The following is a 15,991-nucleotide window of genomic DNA, read 5'->3' as shown; positions in this document are numbered from 1 at the left end:
CAGCAATTTACATATTACAATCCATTTATGAAACGGGTAACCACATTCAAAATGTTCTGAAATTGCTCTTTCATTATCGTGTTTCCATCTTTGAGTTGGAGTTCATATTGCACCGCTAGTTCATAACCTTCAACTAGACCAACGATGCCTAATTTATGTTTGATTTTGTGTACGTTTTGTGCCGCTTTCGCGAAAGCGGAATTCTTCATATTCTCGTGGTATTCTTCAACCTCATCGGGCCATTCTGACTTGATTACATGAATCAGTTTATCTTCAAATTCTTTATTGCCTCCTGATAATTCGTTGATATAATTGCGATTGGGCTGTTCCATCTAAATGGTTTTAGGTAGTGTAAAATAAAATGTAGTTCCCTTATTTAACTCACTGTCCAGCCAAATGGTACCACCATAATAATTCACGATCTTCTTAACAATAGAAAGGCCTATGCCTGTACTCATGGAATCATCTTCCAACTTCTGGAACACTTGGAATATTTTTCCATAATAATCCTGATGTATGCCCTTACCGTTATCCTTTACCTCAAATTGAACACCTTGATCTAATTTTCTGGCTATCAAATCAATGCGCCCTTCGGTTTTATCCATATTAGCCACGGCATTACCTATCAGGTTTTGAAATAGCTGTTGTATCTTAAAACGATCTGCCGTAATGGATGGTAGGTTGTGAATTTTCACTTCAATATGCGGTGGAACATGAAGTAAATCAATTGTTTCACTCATAAGTTTGTTTAAATCAATAGAGTTCTCCTTGCGCTCTTCTTTATCAATAGAGGAATAACTTAAGATACCTTGAATTAACGCATCCATTTTTTCCAGATGTGTGACAATGAGCTCAATCTGTGCTTTGCCCTCATCTCCCAATTCTTGTTCATAATCTTCTTTGAGCCAGCTTACCAGAGCTTCTATGCTGCGCAACGGCGATTTCAAATCGTGGGAAACGATGTGTGCATAATCATTTAGCTCCTGATTCTGCAGGGCCAGCTCTTGCAGCAAACGCTCCTGATTTTTATTGACAGCAATCAATTGATCTGCCTGATTGCTGATGTAGTCTGCCAGATTTCCCTGTTTAATTTCTGGAATAACGGCGGCATCATTCTCATCTGTATTTTTTGTGTTGACACTATTGATAACTGCTTCCAGTCGTTCCAGTAATCTGCGCTGTTGTTCTGTTTCTTCGCGCAACGCTTGGTTTGCCTCAAAAAGCTCATCTGAGCTTATCGTCATCGCGCGCTGGGTCATCTTAAACTGATCCTCCATATTATCATAAGAATCTCCAATCGATTTTAAAAACGATTGCAGGTCTTCCCTATCCCGAAGATCTGCTGGTAGAAATTTTCTTATTTGCCTTTTGAGGAGTGGATTCATCTACTCGCTTATTAGTGTAATAGTCATCGTCTGGTTATGTAATTTGCAATGGCGCTCACCATAAAAGGGAGCAATTTCACCGTAGGAATACATTCCAGTTATGGTGACATCATTTTCTATTACGTCCATCACCTCTTCCACTTCTTCTTCCACTCGTTGATCCAATACTAGTTTACGGCCTATACAACTTATGAGAATCGCCAATTGTGGTGGTTGCTGCCTGCCTTCCATTGCTCTGATCGCTGCAGTCTCTGAGGCTGCAGCAATATCATCCATGGTACTCATCATGAGCTGTACCGTCGATTTCTCTGGTACATCGCCGGCAAGAATCATGGCGTTCTTTTCCTCATCAATGTTGAGAATGGTACGAACAAAAGACTGCTTGTTTCCTTCCAGTTTTACATCCAGCGGATAGATCAATGCAGATCCTGGTAAATCCTTTGCCTTTTCACCCAAGTATTTTTTGTATAAATCAAGTGCTGGCTTTCCATCAATTTCATAGAGAACATTACCTTCTGACTTTGTAATAATTCTTTCTGGACCAAAGGGTTTCCAACCTCCATAAATGGAAAAGGAGGCTTCAAAGCTGTTTCCATAAAAACCAATGACTATGATCTCACCTTCCTTTGGTTGTTCATTGTATGAAGCTAACGTTCTTTGAAACCGATCATCATCACCACATAATCCTCCAGTAATTAACGTGTTAGGTAAAATGGATTGCATGCCTTTAGTCAAATCAGACCCATTGACGCTGCTACCTTCTGATAATACGAACACGTGTCGTAATCCTTCAGGATTTAATAGTGATGCGACAGCATTTCCAGCTTCTGACGTATTTTCATAATTAACGATATTTACCCTTTTAATGTCAAATTGGGATTTTTCGAATTCAATGGCGGTGATCGTTACATGATCGTCATTAACCGCTCCAGCAATAAGGTCACCGCAGGAGGATCCAAAAACTATCTCACCATCTGGAAAAAGCTCCCTAACTTCTTCATATAAATCTGAGTTTTCAAGCAGAAACCTATTACCGAAAACTAGAACTAGAGGTGTTTTTAATGGAATTACCTCAGTGAGATATGCCCAATCCTCATTTTTCTTACGCTGTACCTGTACTGTTTTCATATACTATTTTGCTAAGGTAAAATGGAATATAGTGCCCTGATCAACATTGCTTTCTACCCAGATTTCACCATTATACAGATCGACAATTTTCTTGACAATAGATAGGCCTATACCAGTTGAATCGTCACGTTTATGAAGGGTTTGAAATATTTTAAAAATTTTGTCATGGAATTCAGGTGCGATTCCAACGCCGTTATCAGCAACTGAAAATTTGTAGAAGTTTGCACTTTCCTCAAAGTCTACCGACACGTAACCTGGATCCTTATCGCAGTACCGTATCCCATTACTCAACAGATTTTGAAACAACTGCTGAATCTTAATTCTATCAGCGTTTACAGATGGAAGTGGTTTTTTAATTTCCAATATGATGTGTTCAGGAATGTGCAATAAGGTCTCGATATCTTTTAGTACATCATTCAAATCAACTGGCTCTTTAATATTATTATCTGCGCCAACGCTCGAATATTCTAAAACATCAGAAATTAAATGCTCCATCTTTTCAAGCGTGGTATCTATCATATCTAGATGGTGCCTGGTATCTTCTGTCCACTTATCAGGATTGTCTTCTCTTATCCAACTTACAAGCGCGTTGATACTTCGTAATGGCGATTTCAAATCGTGGGATACCACATGGGCATATTCTTGAAGTTCATCATTACTTTTCTCCAATTTTTTTAAAAGATTCTCTTTTTGGAATTCTAGGTTTTTGAGCTCAGTAATGTCTAAATGAATCCCTATGGAACCGGTCACCTTACCGCTTATATTGTATTGCGGTGCGCCACTAATAAGCCAGTGACGGATCTCACCATCTTTCTTTCGGGCTCTTATCTCATAAGAATTGGAACTTCCTTTGAGCCTTTTATTGTTTTCATTAGTTAAAACGTGTTGGTCATCCTTAACCAACAATATATCACTACCTCTTTTTCCTAGTAATTCCTCCTCACTATATCCAGACATGGCTTCCAGGCGCTGGTTCACCATTAGAATTTCATCATTGAGGTTCACTTCAATAAGACCAAGGTTCATATTTGCTATGATGCTACGGTACTTCTGGCGTTCTACCTCAATATTCTTACGGTAGCGCCTGCGTAAGGTGACATCTCTATACGCCCATAGGTGGCCTTTATAAATTTCATTTTCATAAACTGGAATAAAATCCCGTTCCAGTATACGTCCATCGACTAGTTGAAGCTCATCAGCTAGTGCTTGTACTTTCTTTTCTACGAGACTATTAATTCGTTTCACAAAGCTATCTGGATCTGCAAATAGGCTTTTACTTTGGTCTGCGGCGTTTGCACAGTTCTGCCCTACAAGTTGTTCAGGAGTTACAGGAATGCTAAAAAACTCACAGAATCTGCTATTAGTGATGACAATGTCTCTGTTTTCATCTTCCAAGAGGATACCACTTTCCAGGTTTTGGATCAAGGTGGAAAGTCGGTTTTGAGATTCCTTCAGTTGGTTCTCTGCGGCCTTTTCTTGTGTAATATCTCTTACAATACCTTGAGCTGCTATGGGTAAACCATCATTATTAAGAATTAAGCTCGCATTGACGTGAACCATTTTAGTAGATCCATCTTTAGTACTGATCTGAATCTGAAAATTAGTAAGGGAAGAGTTCTCTAGTAGATATTCGAAGGCTTCGTAGGCTCTTTCCAATTCTTCAGGAAAAACCAGTGAAAAAAGATTGAGGTCATCTTCTAGATGATATCCCAGTAATTTCTCTGCCGCTTGATTCAATTTGATGACCTTACCTTCTGTGTCAATAACAACGTAAGCATCAACGATATTTTCAAATACGCCTTTTAATTCTGAGGATGTTTGCTTGTAAAGATTTTCCAGCTTCAAGTTGGAAATACGTAGTTCTTCAGATTTTTCAAAGAGTTCTCTTGACTTTTGCTCTAAAATCTGTTCAGCCTGTTTCCTAGCAGCTTTTTCACGAGCAAGTGCTCGTTCGTAGATTTTTATCTTATCCTCACTCATGTTGTTGAATACTGAATTTGACCTCAGTTCCATCTTCTTTTATTTTCTCAACTAATATAGTGGCTTCTGCATGGAAGTACTCAAAAGTTTTGTTCATAAGTCCCAATCCAAAACAATGCATCGAGCGACTGGACTTGTATATCATGACAAGTGAATCATCCGTTCTCGCCACTACCTTAAAGGTAGGCAGCTCTGCATCAGGATATATCTTTCTTACTTCCACATGAATATGATTCTCTATGGAAGCCAGCATCGCGATAGGCTCAGTAAATTCTTTAAGGAAAAACGAATAGCTATCCTCAACTACAGAGAAAAAGTGCTCACCATAAACCAGTAGCAGATCGTCGATAGCAATTCCCGTTTCCTTATTGAGATTTACCAATAAGCTCAACATTTCAGAAAAGCTATAGGTACCTACAGATGTGTAAACACCGTTTGAAGGCAAATCTGCGTTTGAAACGATGGTGTCCACCATTTCCAAACCGAACTTAGTTTCTACCAGATCCAAAAATTCTGTAAATACGATTCCCTTCATTATCCTTTAATTAACTCGTTAGTGCTCCAGTAATTCAACGTAGTGCTTATTTTTTCTACATAATCATCGTATTTCAAAGGCTTAAGAATATAACCAGCGACGCCTTCTTTGTAACATTCCAACATATCCTTTCTATTGCTGGAAGTTGTAAGAATGATGGTTGGCAAAAAACGTAACAGTTCATCACTCTTCAATATTTTGAGAAATTCCAATCCGTTAATTCGTGGCATATTAAGATCAAGCAAAATAATGTCTGGCAGTGAGCTGTTATCCTTAAGAATCTCAAGAGCCTCTTCCCCATTTTTTGCTTCAATAAGATCGTGTGGCATTTCAAGTTTTGCAATGGCCCGTTTTAATTTCATTACTTCGATGGTATCATCTTCTATAAGTAAGACTTTGAGTTTTTTGTATTCCACATTTCTGGGTTTAAGCACCTACAAATATGGATTCAATCTCCTTAACAATATTCCATTTATAGTCCAAAGGGCTATTTAGTATCGGTAGATGACGTTTAAGTGTCGACGAGTGGTAATCATATATTCAAAATCGTGACAAGATCAAATATTAAAGGTCAGCCATATATATGCACTACACCCTTGAAGCTTGCATTCCATCAATATCAAAACATTGAATATTCTGCCTCGGGAAGTAAATAAAGGAAAATCACCTCTAAACAACTGATAATATCATTTCAATTATTCTGGCACCTGATCAAAATCTGTTTGAAATAAAAAAAGGCTCTTCTAGAAAACTAAAAGAGCCTTTGTTGATTTTTATTAATATTAAAAAGAGCTATCGCCATCATTTGGGTTATACACATAATTAAACGTGTAAAAACGTCCATTGGATGGATTGGAACTATCTTGATCCAGGTAGTAGCTTAAGATTTCTACTTTGGCGTAGTTTCCATTTCTTGTTCTGAATACTAAGATCTTTCCAGGAATCGCGCTTACCACATTCTGTTGTGGATTGTAGTTGTACCATCCATTATCGCTTCCTGTGGGAATCGCAAAAGAGCTATCGGAATCTTGTGAAAAAGAGAGGCCTTGCGCTGTTTCCACACTTGCAAAAGTACCAGAAACTATAGCAGCTCCTGCGTTACCATTTCTGACAGGTTCATCTGCTGTTCCTGTGGATGTACCGCCGTTAATGGCGATGGTGGTGCCTCTAAAGGCGATATCCCAATCTGTATCGCTAGTAGTTTGCATTCCGGTCGCAAAGTCAAATTTTGTAAATGCTCCACCTACAGGTTGGCCTTGTCCACCAGTTTGCGGCGCTTCCAGATTGGTTACCATTTGAGATTCTACTGAATCGACTGCTTGGTTTAAATCATCATCGCTGCTACAAGATGTAAATCCTATAAATAATGCGGCTATTGTTGCAATTTGTAATGTTTTCATAGTTGTTTTTTTGATTGTAATTAAAATTTAAAATTGATAGTTAAGTTTTAGGTATCCCTGAATTCCCGGTAAAGTTGGAATGTTGTTATCAGTGTGATTAAGTAGGTTATTCGCTCCTATTTGAATATTTAATTGATCATAGAAAGTTTTGCTCGCAGCAACATTGGTGGTGACATAACCGTCTATAAAACTGGTGTCATAGGTGTCGATGAGTCCGTTTCCATTGGTGTCGAACTGCGCATATTTACTTCTATATAAAAGGCGTAAGTTGATGTTCGCTTTCGCGGAAGCGATATCATAAAAGACTTTAAAGTTGGCATTATGTCTGGATCTATTTACAAGACCAAAATAGTCAGTGGACTCCAGTGCAGTGGTCTGATTGGTCGATGGATCGCGTGCAAAAACATTACCGTCACTAACGTTTTCTCTCTTCTCTTTATCATAGGCATATAACAATTGATAGCCGCCACTCACGTTTATGGCTTTGCTGATTTGACGTCCTACATTTAATTCAAATCCTGTGGTGAAGATTTCGTCAAAATTGACATAGCTAAAAACATTCTGCCCATTGTTTTTTCTGGCAATGATGCGCGTATCGATCAAATTGCTGATGTCATTTCTAAAAAAATTGAGCTCACTGTTCCACGAATCCTTTTTGAAAGTGAATCCTAAATTGTAACCCACAGAACTTTCTGCTTCTAACGGGTTCTCCAAATCCATTTCTGAAACCACCACATCTAGAATCTGTCCTTGATCCTGCAATTCCTGCAATTTATCCAGCGCCACATTGTATCCCAAAACGGTATATCCAACGGCCGAGTTTGTAAAGTCAAAATAAAGCTGTCTAAAATCAGGTGCCTTAAAGCCATATCCTACAGATCCTTTCACAGCGATATCATCTGTCAGCTCATAGCGTACCGCGAGTTTTGGGCTTAATTGATTGCTATATTCTGAGTGGTTATCAAAGCGAGCACCAGCGATAATATTCAATCGCTCTAAAGGATTTACATCATATTGTGCATAAATGTATTGGGAATTAAAACGTACCGTTTCATCAAAGTAAGTCCTGTCTAGCTCATCATATTGTAAACCTATACCAGCCGTTAGCGTTCCCGCATTCACGCTATGTTTTGAGTTTGAGGAATCAAACTTATAACTACCTCTAATCTCTGGCCGGAGTAATCGCTGATCGAAGTCGCTATCACTCAAAACATCGTTTGCGATGGGATCTGCTATCTGCTCGCTGGCGTTGTAGTTGGTATAGTACAACTCATAACTTGTACTGAGTTGATCACTCCATTTTTGATCCAACCTCGCGTGTCCATTCCATTCCTGCTCCTTGGTATCTCCTTCAAATTGCACCTCATTCTGTATCAACCCAGCATCCTGAACCTGATCATAAAACCTGGCAGATGTGAATAGTGTCAACCTATCATTAAAATCATAATAAAAACGCCCATTAACCGTATAGTTCTCAAAAGGATTCACGGTTGATCCATCGACATCTGGATTGAGATCGTAGCCCTCACTAGAAAACCGATTAGCAAAAAATGCATAGCGCAATTTTTTTGATCGCTGCTTGATGTCCAGATTGATATCCTGCTGCATAAAACTACCTATGCGGTAAGACGCATTACCATTAAGCTCTCGAGATCTTGGTTTTTCAGTAATAATATTAATAACGCCGCCCAGCGCTTCAGACCCATAGAGACTACTCGATGGTCCTTTTACAACTTCAATTTGCTTAATATTTCCCACGGTCAATCTGCTCAAGTCAAAATTCCCGGCACTGCGGCCTACCAGCGGCACGCCATCAATTAAGATCATGATGTAGTCTGATGCCATTCCCTGGATTTGCACACCTTCAAAGCCGCTCTCATCTGCCACCGTAACGATTCCTGTTTGTTCATTGAGAATCTCATTCAATCGTACGGAACCAGATTGTTGAATCTTCTTTTTTGAAATCAGCGTAACCGGTAAGGGCAATGAAGAAAGTTGGCGCTGCGTGCGGGTCGCTGTTAAAATGACTTCTTCAAGCTGCTTCACTTCTGTGGTGTCTACAGGTGTTTCTTGTGATATCGCTTTCGCGAAAGCGAACAAAGCAAAAATCAATAACAAGCAGTAATTCTTCATTTATTATTTAGATTAATTCTTAATAAAGCGCAAATATATAGGTTATTCTTATTTAGAACTAATAAGAATAATTATATTTGCCATCAAATTACATAAACTACTATCTAATGAAAACACCGTTATACATTATCATAACACTCATTTCTATCGCCTCGATGGCGCAAACCTCTAAGAAACAGCAAGACAGAAAAGCCATCAAAGACATGTGTGGCTGCTATGAAGTAACCTTCAATTTTGCCGAAACATTTAACTACAGCCAAGACTCTTTATATAAACCTTCAAAAACCAAAGTAGACAAAGCATTAGAATGGGCACAACTCGTGACTGATGAAGCTGACGAGATACAGATCCAGCACTTATTACAGGTAGGAAATCCAGCTGACCCAATGATCGTTAAACACTGGCGACAAGACTGGTTGTTTGAAAACACAGATTTATACACTTATAATGCTGATAACGAATGGACCTTTGAAAAACTACCAGCAAATGAGGTAAAAGGCCAGTGGACACAAAAGGTTTACCAGGTAGATGATAGTCCTCGTTATGAGGGATCTGCATCATGGGTTCACGTTGATGGTAAAAGCTATTGGGAAAATACCACGCCTGCGCCACTCGCTAGACGTGAGTATACCACACGTAGCGATTACAATGTATTAATGCGTGGTAACCGTCAAGAAATTACGAAATATGGCTGGTTGCACGATCAGGATAATTCCAAAATAATAAGAGAGTCTGGCAAGGAAGATGTTCTATTAGCTAAAGAAAAAGGATACAACACTTATGTGAAAGTGGACGACATTCGTTGCGCAGCGTCCCAACAATGGTGGAAGGAAAACAATCAAAAATGGTCTCTGGTTCGTTCTAAATGGGATGAAGTATATAGCCGGGACAAAAACCTTGTGCTTGAAGAGAGAGTTGATAATAAACCTTTGTATAAATTTTTACTAGAAGATGAAGGCTTTGAAGAAGAAGCTACAATCGACGCCGTAATAGAATCCTTTGTAAAAAAGTAATAGAATGAATTCACTACAAAAATTAACAATGCTGGCTATACTATTTATAGGTAGCGCCATGGTCGCACAAGAAAACAATGTTTTTATGGATCGCGACTTCTGGAAGGGCAATCCTGATTTAGAAACCGTCAAACAGAAGATTGCAGATGGTAACGATGCTCAGGCGCTTAATAGCAACGCTTTTGATGCCACGATCTATGCGATTCTTGCTAATACTAATAATGATGTCGTTAAATACCTTCTCTCGCTAGAAGGTAATCCGGTAGATAAGAAAACTCACGACAGCCGCATTTACTTGCATTGGGCTGCTTATGCTGGTACTGTAGACATAGTTAATCACTTACTTGACCTAGGTGCATCTGTAACGGCACAGGACAGTCATGGTTATACACCGCTGGAATTTGCTGTAAATGCTGGACAAGATGATGAAGCCCTATTCAACGCTTTTGAAAATAACGGCGTCAACCTTACTGAACAGAAAACCGAATATGGTGCCAACCTCCTATTACTCGCAGCACCTAACTTGAAATCTGAAAAGGAATTGGATTTCTTTTTAAATAAAGGTTTTGAACTCGGTAGTAAGGACAACGTTGGTAATGGGATTTTTGCCTACGCCTCAAAAAAGGGAAGTATCGAGTTTCTCAACGTATTAGTTGAGAGAGGTGCTGATTACAAGTCCCTCAATGATCAAAGTGGCAATGCGTTTCTATATGCCGCACAAGGTGCTCGAGGTTACAGCAATCCGTTGGAGGTATATGAGTTTTTACAGGGTCTAGGATTAGAACCCAACATTGTAACCACAGACGGCTATACACCATTGCATAGTCTTGCTTACAATACGACAGATTCTGCGATTTTTAAACTGTTTCTTGACGCTGGTGCTAACGTCAATCAGAAAGATCGTGATGGCAACACACCATTTCTAAATGCCGCTTCCCGCAATGAACTGGAAATAGTCCAACTACTTTCAAAAGATGTAATTGACTTCAATGCGAAGAATAAGTCTGGCCAAACGGCTTTAATGCTTGCCACCCAACGCAACAATTCACAGGTGGTTGAATTTTTACTGATTAATGATAGTGACGCTTTCGCGAAAGATGATAAGGGAAACACCATCGCTCACTATTTAATAGCTTCTTACAACAACAGAAATGCCGAAGCCTTTGAAAGCAAGCTCCAACTACTTCAAGATAAAGGTGTCAAAATGAACCTAACTCAGGCTGAAGGTAATACGTTGCTTCACCTGGCTGCCCAAGAGAATAATCTAGATCTATTGAAACGCGTTTCTGCTTTTGAAATTGACATCAATCAGAAAAACGATGAAGGCCTGACGGCATTGCACATAGCAGCCATGAAAGCACAAGACGATCAAATGATGAAATACCTCATTGCGCAAGGTGCAAGTACAAAAATCAAAACCGATTTTGATGAAACGGTTCAAGACCTAGCTAAAGAAAACGAACTCTTACAACAACAAAACACTACACTCAACTTTTTAAATTAATATGAAAAAAATATTTAAACTTCTTCCTGCCATTGCCTTTGTAGCATTGCTACTTACCTCATTTACTAAAGACAACACCAAAGCTGTAAAATGCTTGATCCAAATGACTAATTACACTGGAGAAGGTGCCTACGTTGTGGTTTCTTTGCTTGATCCATCTGGAGAATATGAAGAAACGCTTTATGTACAGGGCAAGGACAGTGAATGGTACAGCGAGATACCTGCATGGTGGAAATTCTATGGTAAATACCGACCAAACATCGATGCGATTTCTGGTGAGACTATTAGCGGTGGCGAGCGTACGGTTACCGTATTGCAGATTCCAGAGGATAAAATAAACAAGGGATACAGCCTACGTTTTGAAACATCAGTTGAGGATCAGAAATATTATAAAGACGACATCCAATTTGAACTCACTACTGAAAACCTAAAAGCTAAAAAAGATGGTAAAGGTTTTATCAGGTACGTGAGAATGTTACCACAGTAAGGATTCCCTATGACAATTTCCATCTGGCGGCTTAGTCATTTAGTACTTGCACTTGCCTCTTCCATATTTCTGCTTGTTGCATCCATTACCGGTGTGATTCTCGCGGTCGAGCCTATCTCGCATCAAGCGCAGGGATATGCTGTTCAAAATCTAAGTGAGGTTTCGCTAGCAACTGCTATCACAGGATTGAGGTCCAACTACGACGAGGTGTTCTCCATGGAAGTAGAATCGTCTGGTTTTGTTAAGGCTTCTGTACTTACTGTAGAGATGGAAACGCTTGATATTTATATCGATGCTGCGTCTGGAGATCAATTAGGTGAGGTTCAAGAACGTCCCGCAATTTATAGTTTTGCCACAAACCTGCACCGTTCGCTGTTCTTGAAGAGCATCGGGCGGTTTTTTGTAGGCTTGATTTCGCTATTGCTATTCTTGATTGCCGTGACTGGTTTACTGCTTTTGGCGCAACGACAAGGTGGTTTTAAACGCTTGTTTTCAAAGGTTCAAAAGGATTATTTTGAATTGCGATATCACGTCATTTTAAGTAGATGGTTCTTTATTCCCATTGTAATTCTTGCGCTCACCGGAGTCTATCTCTCTGCCGAAAAGTTCGATTTACTTCCAGATTCACAGGTAACTCATCAAGAGGTAAAAGATTTAAATTCATTAAAGATTTACTCATCGATAAATGAGATTCCGTTTTTCAAGGAAACGACACTGAATCAGGTTCGCAGGGTTGAATTCCCATTTTCTGATGATCCAGAAGAGTATTATGAGATTGCATTTCAAGAAAAAGAATTAAGAGTCAACCAGCAAACTGGACAGATCCTTAGTAGTGCGAGCTATCCTTTTGTGCAGCTAGCTTCCCAGTGGAGTTGGTCGTTACATACTGGCGAGGGAAATGTATGGTGGTCAGTGATTTTATTACTCGCCAGCGCATCTATTTTGTTTTTCATCTATTCTGGTATCGCAATGTTTATAAAGCGTCGCAGCAAAACATCATTGAGTTCAAAAATGCCAGATAAAGACGATAGTGAATTTATAATTCTAGTCGGTTCTGAGACTGGAACCACTTACGATTTCGCTACCCGTTTTTACAATGGTCTGACTGCCGCAGGAAAGAAGGTGTATTTGACTGAGATGAATAATTATACCGCTTTCGCGAAAGCGGAACACATTATCATCTTTACCGCAACCTACGGCGATGGCGAGCCACCAACCAATGCCCGCAAATTTGTTGAACGTTTCCTGACGGTTCATCAGCCAAATAAAATCAAGTATTCCGTGGTAGGTTTTGGGTCACTGGAATATCCAGCGTATTGCAAGTTTGCCATTCAAACTGATGCACTCCTGCAGTCAAACCCAAATTTCCAACCACTAATGCCACTGCAAAAAATTAACAATGCCAGTGCTGCAGATTTTCAAAATTGGGTCGATCAATTTAGTACAATAATTAAACTGCCTATTAAAGTCACCATTCCTACATCTAAAAAGGAAAAGCAAAAACTTATTTCATTTGAGGTCACAGATCGCACCGGGTTGAATGTGGATGACACCTTCCTTATCAAACTAAAACCTAAAAGCAAACAGCAATTCACCTCTGGTGATTTGTTATCTATTTTCCCACCACAAACTGAGGTAGTACGTCAATATTCTATCGCTAGGATAAATAATGAGCTATTATTAAGCGTGAAAAAGCACGAGCACGGCCTTGGTTCCAATTATTTATATGAGCTTGAAACGGGCACCAGCATCAAAGCAGCGATTGATTTAAATCCGCATTTTCATTTTCCGAAGAAAACCAAGTCAGCCATTTTGATTGCAAATGGAACAGGCATCGCTCCCTTTTTAGGAATGTTGAACTCTCATCAAAACACAGATATCCATTTATTTTGGGGTGGCAAGACCAGAGCGTCCTCTAACATCTACGACAGTACTTTAAATCAAGCATGTCAAAAAAATACAAACCTCAAGATCTACAAAAGCTATTCTAGAGAAGAAAATGAACAGTACATTCAAGAACTGGTTTCACATCATAGTGACCTTGTCCTTCAAACCATACAAGAACGTGGAATCATCATGATCTGCGGCTCACTGGCCATGCAACACGACATTCTCGATCTTCTAGAAAATCTCTTGAAAAACAATACAACCATTGGCTTGGATGATCTTCAGCACAACGGACAACTTAAGATGGATTGCTATTAGAACTAGGATTCAAGGTTGCAATCTAGTCAAATTGCATCCATCTATTTGTTAGATTGTTTTAGAAATACAATTTAGTTTTAAATGCACTTTCTGTCACAGTTCCTGACTGAAGATCAGATTAGACATCACCTATTTGGTTTTCAATGTGGTTAGTATTTCGCTTTCACGAAATCGATAACATTCTTCCTTCCTTAATGAGAATCAAAATCTCATTACCTCGCAAATCTTGCCTGATGTGATTCAAATCTTACATAAGGTTCATGAATCCTTGCAAATCCTAATTAGCATTCCGTTAATATTTGCCGAGAAACAAACGCCTATTTTCGTTGTAGGCCGTTGTACACAAATCCCATTTTTATGAAAGAGACCGATAAATCCAATCAAAATTCCAATTCTGATCAGCTTAGCGACGATGAAAATATCATCTTAAATGCTATGGGTCTCAATGGCAGTTCCCGCAGAAAATTCTTGAAACAGGTATCTGTTGCTGGGATAGGTATGTATGCAGCTTCCATTTTTACAAACGAATTATTTGCAAGAACTGTATCTGATTTACCCAATAATGTTATGGCACTACTCAACGAAGTCAAAGTAAATCTTAGAGTAAATAAAACGGTAAAACCGTTGACGATTGATTCAAGAATGAGTCTACTAGACGCCTTAAGAGAACGTCTTGCGCTCACGGGAACCAAAAAAGGTTGTGATCACGGACAATGTGGAGCATGTACTGTAATAATTGATGGTAAACGTAACCTTTCCTGTTTGACACTTGCAGCAACTTGTGAAGGAAAAGAAATAACGACGGTAGAAGGACTAGCCACAAACGGTGAAATGCACCCTATGCAAAAGGCTTTCCTGAAACATGATGGTTTTCAATGTGGTTATTGTACACCAGGACAAATTTGCTCTTCAGTAGCATTGTTGGAAGAAGCTAAAAATGGCGATGCGAGTTATGTTACAGAAGATTTTAAAAATGTGAAAAGTAATCTCACCTTATCTGAAGAAGAGATCAGAGAACGTATGTCTGGTAACATTTGTCGATGCGGTGCCTACAACAATATTGTACAGGCGGTCAAAGAAGTACACTCTGGCGATGACGTGATGCCCACTTGGGAATTTGCTACTGAAGCACAGATGAAAAAGGCTAAAAATGCTTAGACCTACGATATTAACTAACAGCCTTGACTCTTTTAATAAAACTGAAATTCAATGAGACCATTTAAATATACCGACGCACAAAGCAAGGAACAAGCGCTAAGCGCATTCACTAATACGTCTCATTACCTATCTGGTGGAACGAATCTCGTTGACCTCATGAAGGAAGATGTTGAGCGACCTGACCAGATCATTCACGTAAATGACTTGAATTATAAAAGCGTTAGTTCAAATGATAAAGGTGGCTTAACGATAGGCGCGATGCTTAGCAATTCTGAGACAGCAAACCATAAAGAAGTAAGATCTAAATACCCATTACTATCCATGACAATGTTATCTGCCGCTACGGCACAGATAAGGAATATGGCAAGCAATGGTGGTAACTTATTACAACGCACGCGTTGTCCCTATTTCTTTGAGACTTCCATGCCTTGTAATAAGAGAGAACCTGGTTCTGGTTGCGGCGCTTTAAACGGATCCAATTCAGGACATGCCATTTTTGGCTACAGTGATAGTTGTATCGCAACTAACCCATCAGATATGAACATTGCGCTGGCAGCAATAGGTGCCACCATAGAAGTTGAAAAAACTGATGGTTCTTCAAGAATGATTGACTTTACAGACTTCCATCGCTTGCCAGGAGATCAACCAGAAAAGGATAACAATCTTGAACCTGGAGAACTTATTACAGCTATTCATTTAGATAAACCCATTTTCTCAGATCACTACTACTATTTGAAAATTCGCGAGCGATCAAGCTATGCTTTTGCATTGATATCAGTTGCGGCAGGTTTACAAATGGAAAATGGAAGCATCAAAAAAGCAGGTCTAGCTATGGGCGGCGTGGCACACAAACCATGGAAATTGACAGAGGCAGAAGATTTTCTCGCAGGAAAGCAACCTACCGAAGCTAATTTTAAACAAGCTGCAGAACTAGCATTGAAAGATGCCAAGCCTTTTGAAGCCAATAAGTATAAAGTAGAAATGGGAAAGAATGCTGTAGTTAGAGCGTTGACCCAAGCTTTTGAAAGAGAAGCATAGAAACCAATTTCAACTAATAAAACAT

The 15,991-nt window shown here is 39.3% G+C and carries 14 protein-coding genes; 6 read left to right on the top strand and 8 right to left on the bottom strand.

Annotated features, from left to right (window positions below; all coding sequences use genetic code 11):
• Window positions 1–14 precede the first annotated feature (14 nt).
• The 8 genes from BLO34_RS03015 to BLO34_RS02980 all read right to left on the bottom strand — a co-directional run bounded on the left by BLO34_RS03015 (window position 15) and on the right by BLO34_RS02980 (window position 8,561).
• Entirely contained in the window at window positions 15–332 is a 318-nt protein-coding gene (locus BLO34_RS03015; RefSeq protein WP_090752470.1) for an Hpt domain-containing protein, read from the bottom strand.
• On the bottom strand, window positions 333–1,385 hold the full coding sequence (locus tag BLO34_RS03010; RefSeq protein WP_090752469.1) for a sensor histidine kinase: 1,053 nt from the start codon (window positions 1,383–1,385) through the stop codon (window positions 333–335). It abuts the gene before it with no gap.
• Window positions 1,386–2,513, bottom strand: a complete 1,128-nt coding sequence (locus BLO34_RS03005; RefSeq protein ID WP_090752467.1) for an FIST signal transduction protein — start codon at window positions 2,511–2,513, stop codon at window positions 1,386–1,388. It abuts the gene before it with no gap.
• A 3-nt stretch (window positions 2,514–2,516) separates the two neighbouring features.
• Complete coding sequence (locus BLO34_RS03000; protein ID WP_231959544.1) at window positions 2,517–4,526, bottom strand: PAS domain S-box protein; 2,010 nt, start codon at window positions 4,524–4,526, stop codon at window positions 2,517–2,519.
• The gene (locus BLO34_RS02995) at window positions 4,486–5,028 is read right to left on the bottom strand and encodes a heme NO-binding domain-containing protein (RefSeq protein ID WP_090752465.1); all 543 of its coding nucleotides are present in this window, start codon (window positions 5,026–5,028) and stop codon (window positions 4,486–4,488) included. The genes BLO34_RS03000 and BLO34_RS02995 overlap by 41 nt, the downstream gene beginning before the upstream one ends.
• Window positions 5,028–5,444, bottom strand: coding sequence for a response regulator (locus tag BLO34_RS02990; RefSeq protein WP_090756384.1), 417 nt, complete (start codon window positions 5,442–5,444; stop codon window positions 5,028–5,030). Before BLO34_RS02990 ends, BLO34_RS02995 begins: the two co-directional genes overlap by 1 nt.
• 366 nt (window positions 5,445–5,810) lie before the next feature.
• Window positions 5,811–6,428 (bottom strand): HmuY family protein, encoded by a 618-nt coding sequence (locus tag BLO34_RS02985; protein ID WP_090752464.1) that lies wholly within the window; start codon window positions 6,426–6,428, stop codon window positions 5,811–5,813.
• 27 nt (window positions 6,429–6,455) lie between these two features.
• Entirely contained in the window at window positions 6,456–8,561 is a 2,106-nt protein-coding gene (locus tag BLO34_RS02980) for a TonB-dependent receptor plug domain-containing protein (RefSeq protein WP_090752462.1), read from the bottom strand.
• Window positions 8,562–8,668: 107 nt separating this feature from the next.
• Between BLO34_RS02980 and BLO34_RS02975 the strand changes: the two genes are divergently transcribed.
• The 6 genes from BLO34_RS02975 (at window position 8,669) to BLO34_RS02950 (ending at window position 15,966) form a co-directional block, all read left to right on the top strand.
• Window positions 8,669–9,574, top strand: coding sequence for a DUF6607 family protein (locus BLO34_RS02975; RefSeq protein ID WP_090752461.1), 906 nt, complete (start codon window positions 8,669–8,671; stop codon window positions 9,572–9,574).
• 4 nt (window positions 9,575–9,578) lie between these two features.
• Complete coding sequence (locus BLO34_RS02970) at window positions 9,579–11,078, top strand: ankyrin repeat domain-containing protein (protein WP_090752459.1); 1,500 nt, start codon at window positions 9,579–9,581, stop codon at window positions 11,076–11,078.
• Between the two features lies 1 nt (window position 11,079).
• Entirely contained in the window at window positions 11,080–11,565 is a 486-nt protein-coding gene (locus tag BLO34_RS02965; RefSeq protein WP_172823947.1) for a DUF2271 domain-containing protein, read from the top strand.
• A gap of 9 nt (window positions 11,566–11,574) precedes the next feature.
• Window positions 11,575–13,770 carry a PepSY domain-containing protein gene (locus BLO34_RS02960; RefSeq protein ID WP_090752456.1) on the top strand — a complete coding sequence of 732 codons (2,196 nt, stop codon included), beginning with the start codon at window positions 11,575–11,577 and terminating at the stop codon, window positions 13,768–13,770.
• Between the two features lie 357 nt (window positions 13,771–14,127).
• Window positions 14,128–14,928, top strand: a complete 801-nt coding sequence (locus tag BLO34_RS02955) for a 2Fe-2S iron-sulfur cluster-binding protein (protein ID WP_090752455.1) — start codon at window positions 14,128–14,130, stop codon at window positions 14,926–14,928.
• Between the two features lie 51 nt (window positions 14,929–14,979).
• Window positions 14,980–15,966 carry an FAD binding domain-containing protein gene (locus tag BLO34_RS02950; RefSeq protein ID WP_090752453.1) on the top strand — a complete coding sequence of 329 codons (987 nt, stop codon included), beginning with the start codon at window positions 14,980–14,982 and terminating at the stop codon, window positions 15,964–15,966.
• Window positions 15,967–15,991: the final 25 nt, after the last annotated feature.

Source organism: Nonlabens sp. Hel1_33_55 (genome assembly GCF_900101765.1).
Lineage (GTDB): Bacteria > Bacteroidota > Bacteroidia > Flavobacteriales > Flavobacteriaceae > Nonlabens.
The sequence above is the reverse complement of the archived record's forward strand: the minus strand, read 5'-3'. Positions and strand labels throughout refer to the sequence as shown.

What these genes read in the sequence shown, in the direction of transcription:
- BLO34_RS03015 (WP_090752470.1), bottom strand. Translation starts at nt 332, where the DNA reads ATGGAACAGCCCAATCGCAATTATATCAACGAATTATCAGGAGGCAAT.
- BLO34_RS03010 (WP_090752469.1), bottom strand. Translation starts at nt 1,385, where the DNA reads ATGAATCCACTCCTCAAAAGGCAAATAAGAAAATTTCTACCAGCAGAT.
- BLO34_RS03005 (WP_090752467.1), bottom strand. Translation starts at nt 2,513, where the DNA reads ATGAAAACAGTACAGGTACAGCGTAAGAAAAATGAGGATTGGGCATAT.
- BLO34_RS03000 (WP_231959544.1), bottom strand. Translation starts at nt 4,526, where the DNA reads ATGGAACTGAGGTCAAATTCAGTATTCAACAACATGAGTGAGGATAAG.
- BLO34_RS02995 (WP_090752465.1), bottom strand. Translation starts at nt 5,028, where the DNA reads ATGAAGGGAATCGTATTTACAGAATTTTTGGATCTGGTAGAAACTAAG.
- BLO34_RS02985 (WP_090752464.1), bottom strand. Translation starts at nt 6,428, where the DNA reads ATGAAAACATTACAAATTGCAACAATAGCCGCATTATTTATAGGATTT.
- BLO34_RS02980 (WP_090752462.1), bottom strand. Translation starts at nt 8,561, where the DNA reads ATGAAGAATTACTGCTTGTTATTGATTTTTGCTTTGTTCGCTTTCGCG.
- BLO34_RS02975 (WP_090752461.1), top strand. Translation starts at nt 8,669, where the DNA reads ATGAAAACACCGTTATACATTATCATAACACTCATTTCTATCGCCTCG.
- BLO34_RS02970 (WP_090752459.1), top strand. Translation starts at nt 9,579, where the DNA reads ATGAATTCACTACAAAAATTAACAATGCTGGCTATACTATTTATAGGT.
- BLO34_RS02965 (WP_172823947.1), top strand. Translation starts at nt 11,080, where the DNA reads ATGAAAAAAATATTTAAACTTCTTCCTGCCATTGCCTTTGTAGCATTG.
- BLO34_RS02960 (WP_090752456.1), top strand. Translation starts at nt 11,575, where the DNA reads ATGACAATTTCCATCTGGCGGCTTAGTCATTTAGTACTTGCACTTGCC.
- BLO34_RS02955 (WP_090752455.1), top strand. Translation starts at nt 14,128, where the DNA reads ATGAAAGAGACCGATAAATCCAATCAAAATTCCAATTCTGATCAGCTT.
- BLO34_RS02950 (WP_090752453.1), top strand. Translation starts at nt 14,980, where the DNA reads ATGAGACCATTTAAATATACCGACGCACAAAGCAAGGAACAAGCGCTA.